At 65.7% G+C, this 3,543-nt stretch carries 3 protein-coding genes; 2 read left to right on the top strand and 1 reads right to left on the bottom strand.

The genetic code is table 11. The features are described from left to right. Positions 1-534, bottom strand: a 534-nt coding sequence (gene gloB, locus EOA28_RS29010) for a hydroxyacylglutathione hydrolase (protein WP_128315539.1), incomplete at its 3' end; no start/stop codon positions are given. Positions 535-653: 119 nt separating this feature from the next. On the opposite strand from gloB, the gene EOA28_RS29005 reads away from it, so the two are divergent. Next, a complete protein-coding gene (locus tag EOA28_RS29005) occupies positions 654-1,430 on the top strand; it encodes a methyltransferase domain-containing protein (RefSeq protein WP_126081007.1) in 777 nt (258 codons plus the stop codon). A gap of 101 nt (positions 1,431-1,531) precedes the next feature. Continuing rightward, on the top strand, positions 1,532-3,355 hold the full coding sequence (locus EOA28_RS29000; RefSeq protein ID WP_127251821.1) for an ABC transporter ATP-binding protein/permease: 1,824 nt from the start codon (positions 1,532-1,534) through the stop codon (positions 3,353-3,355). Positions 3,356-3,543 lie beyond the last annotated feature (188 nt).

The following is a 3,543-nucleotide window of genomic DNA, read 5'->3' as shown; positions in this document are numbered from 1 at the left end:
GGCATTGGCAAGTGTGTATTCGTGGCCGCAATAGATGGCGGTTTCCGCCGGCAGCGCCGCCAGCTTCTTCAGCGATTCATACATAACCGGCGGCTTGCATTCGAACAGGCGGCCGCAACCCAGCGCGAACAATGTGTCGGCGGTGAAGGCCACTTTCGAGGCTGGCAGGTGGTAGGAGACGTGGCCGGCGGTATGACCGGGCGTCTCGATGACCTCGATCCGTTCCTCGCCAAGGCGCACGACCGAGCCTTGGCCGACCGTCTCGTCTATGCCGGGAATCTTTGCCTTCTCGGCTTCCGGGCCGATGATGCGCAGCTTGAAGCGCTCCTTGAGCGCCAGATTGGCCTCGACGTGATCGGCATGATGGTGCGTGGTGAGGATCAATGTCGGCGTCCAGCCGGTGCGCTTGATCGCCGCAAGGATCGGCGCTTCTTCCGGCGCGTCGATGATCGCCGTCTCGCCGCTTTTGGGATCGTGAACCAGCACGCCAAAATTGTCCGTGCGGCACATGAACTGCTCGATCTCTACGGCCATAGGCATCTTTCTCCATCTATCGCCGCAGACATAGGGCGACCGGCCGCCGATGTCATCCGCGTTCGTCGAACTTGCCGCCTTTGTTGAACTTGGCAGGCTTCACGGCTACCGTCCCGCGCATGCATTCGGACATCGTCGACCTGCGTTCCTTCTACTCGTCCACGCTCGGGCGTCTCGCCGAGCGCTCGATCACCATGGCGCTGTCGTCCATCTGGGCAACTGTCCCCAACGAGCGGCTGGTCGGCCTCGGCTACGCGCTGCCATGGCTGGAACGCTTCGGCACCGATGCCGAGCGTGTCTTCGCTTTTATGCCGGCAACGCAGGGCGCTGTGGTATGGCCGGCGTCGGGACCGACGGCAACGGCGCTGGTCTTCGACGAGGAACTGCCGCTGGTCGATTCCTGCATCGATCGCGTGCTCCTGGTGCATTCGCTCGAGCACGCCGAAAACCCGCGCGAGACGCTGAACGAGATCTGGCGCGTGCTGTCGCCTGCGGGCAGGGTCGTCATCGTCGTGCCCAACCGGCGCGGCGTCTGGGCGCGCTTCGAGCACACGCCCTTCGGCAACGGCCGGCCGTTCTCGCGCGGCCAGCTGACCGAGTTGCTGCGCGAGGCGAACTTCACCCCGGCGACGTGGAGCGATGCGCTGTTCTTCCCGCCGTCGCCGCGGCGTTTCATGATGCGGTTCCACAATGTGCTGGAGCGGGCCGGCCGCCGGTTCTGGCCGATCTTTTCGGGCGTCATCGTCGTTGAGGCGCAGAAGCGGCTCTACCAGGGCGTGCCGGTCGCCCAGCGCGCCTCGCGCCGCGTCTTCGTGCCAGTCTTCTCGCCACAGGGCGCGACGCGGCTCGGACGCAAGGCGGCGGACGTCGCCGCCCGACGGGTGACGCGTTCGTGATCGGTGTCGCGCCTTGTCCTTTACCGCCATCGCCACCCTATCTGAGGGAAAGCTTCGCGGCGCGGCTCCGTTGATCGCGCCCGAAATCAGGGATGTCCTTTATGGCTGACCAAATGGACTACAAGCCAGGCGCCGAGCAGGCTGCGTTCTCGATCGAGACCAGCAGCCTTTCCGACCAGCTGGCCACGATACGCATGGCGCTGAAGACCTCGCCGGTGCGCCGGCCGCTTGCCTGGGTCAGCATCGGCATCGTCGCCGTCATCATCGCGACCTCGATCGGGCAGGTTCTGCTCAACCGATGGAACCAGCCTTTCTACGATGCGCTGGCGCGGCGCGACCTCGGGGGCTTCCTGCACCAACTGATGATCTTTGTGGAAATCGCCGGCAGCCTGCTGGTGCTCAATATCGGCCAGACGTGGCTCAACCAGATGATCCGGCTGAGGCTGCGCGAGGCGCTGACGCTCGACCTCATCGATGAATGGATGGCGCCGGCCCGGGCCTTCCGGCTCGCCCATGCCGGCGCCATCGGCGTCAATCCCGATCAGCGCATGCAGCAGGATGCCGCCCATCTGTCGGATCTGTCGACCGACCTTGGCGTCGGCCTATTGCAATCCTTCATCCTGCTGGCGTCCTTCATCGGCGTGCTCTGGCAGCTCTCTTCCGGCTTCGTCTTCCATATCGGCGGCCATTCGCTCACCATACCGGGCTACATGGTCTGGGCTGCGGTCCTCTATGCCGGCATCGCGTCCTGGCTGAGCTGGCTGGTGGGCCGGCCGCTGATACGCTTCAACAGCGACCGCTACACCCGCGAGGCGCAGCTGCGCTCCTCGATGGTCCGGGTCAACGAGAATGTCGATGCGATCGCGCTCGCCCATGGCGAGGCCGATGCCAGGCGCCAGCTGGAGCTCGACCTCGGCACCGTGCTTGGCGCCATGCGGCGTATCTACAGCGCCCAGATCAACCTTTCCTGGGTCACCGATGCCTATGGCTGGATCACCGTGGTAGCCCCGATCCTGGTGGCCGCGCCCGTCTATTTCGCGGGCGACATCAGCTTCGGCGGGTTGATGATGGCGGTGGGCGCCTTCAACCAGGTGAATTCCTCGCTGCGCTGGTTCATCAACAATATCGGCGCCATCGCCGACTGGCGGGCAACGCTGATGCGCGTCGCCGACTTCCGCATCGCGCTTGGCGAAACGGACATCCTGCACGACAAGGAAAAGCGAATCGAGGTCGGCGAGAATCCGGACGGCAAGCTGACATTCGACGAGCTCGAAGTCGCCTCGCCCGACGGCTGCACCAGGCTTGCCGAGACGAGCGTCGAGATCCATCCGGGCGAGCATGTCATGATCACCGGCGATCCGCGCGCCGGCAAGACGCTGTTCTTCCGCGCCCTTGCCGGCCTGTGGCCCTGGGGAGGGGGCCGCATCGGCATGCCCGACGGGGAGAAGCCGTTCTTCGTACCGCGCACGCCCTATTTCCCGCTCGGTTCGCTGCGCGATGTGCTGAACCACGCCGAGGGCGTCAAGATCGACGACGCCGAGATCAAGGCCGTGCTCGGCGAGGTCGGGCTGGAGCGCCTGTCGTCCCAGCTCGACCGCTCGGCGCGCTGGGAGCGTGAGCTGGCGGACGACGAGCAGCGCCTGCTGGCGTTTGCCCGGCTGGCGCTGCGGAAGCCGAAATGGGTCATCATCGACGAGGCGCTGGACACGTTGGACGGCGCGACGCTGCGGCGCGTGCTGGCGATGCTGCAGGCCAGGCTCCCGGATGCAGCAATCCTCAATATCGGGCGCGGCCTGCACAACAACCAGTTCTTCCCGCGGGCCCTCACCATCGTCAAGGACGTCTGCGGCCCAGCGCTCAAGCCGGCGCGCGTCCGCGCCGGAGCGATCGAGCCGCCGCCCCAGGCGGCGCGCCGCAAGAAATAGCTTTATTTTGCCGCGATCGCCGGGAAGAATCGCCGGCGTCGACAGAACGCCTGCAGCCATGCTCGAGATGCTCAGCCTGCTTGCCTGTTTCGCCTGCGCCGAGGCGGCTTCGTTGCCCGTGCCTGACGTCGGCACGCCGGTCGATGTGGAGCTCGTGCACGCCGTCGACATCTCGCAATCGATGGATG

It is taken from the genome of Mesorhizobium sp. M2A.F.Ca.ET.067.02.1.1, assembly GCF_004023285.1.
Lineage (GTDB): Bacteria > Pseudomonadota > Alphaproteobacteria > Rhizobiales > Rhizobiaceae > Mesorhizobium.
The sequence above is the reverse complement of the archived record's forward strand: the minus strand, read 5'-3'. Positions and strand labels throughout refer to the sequence as shown.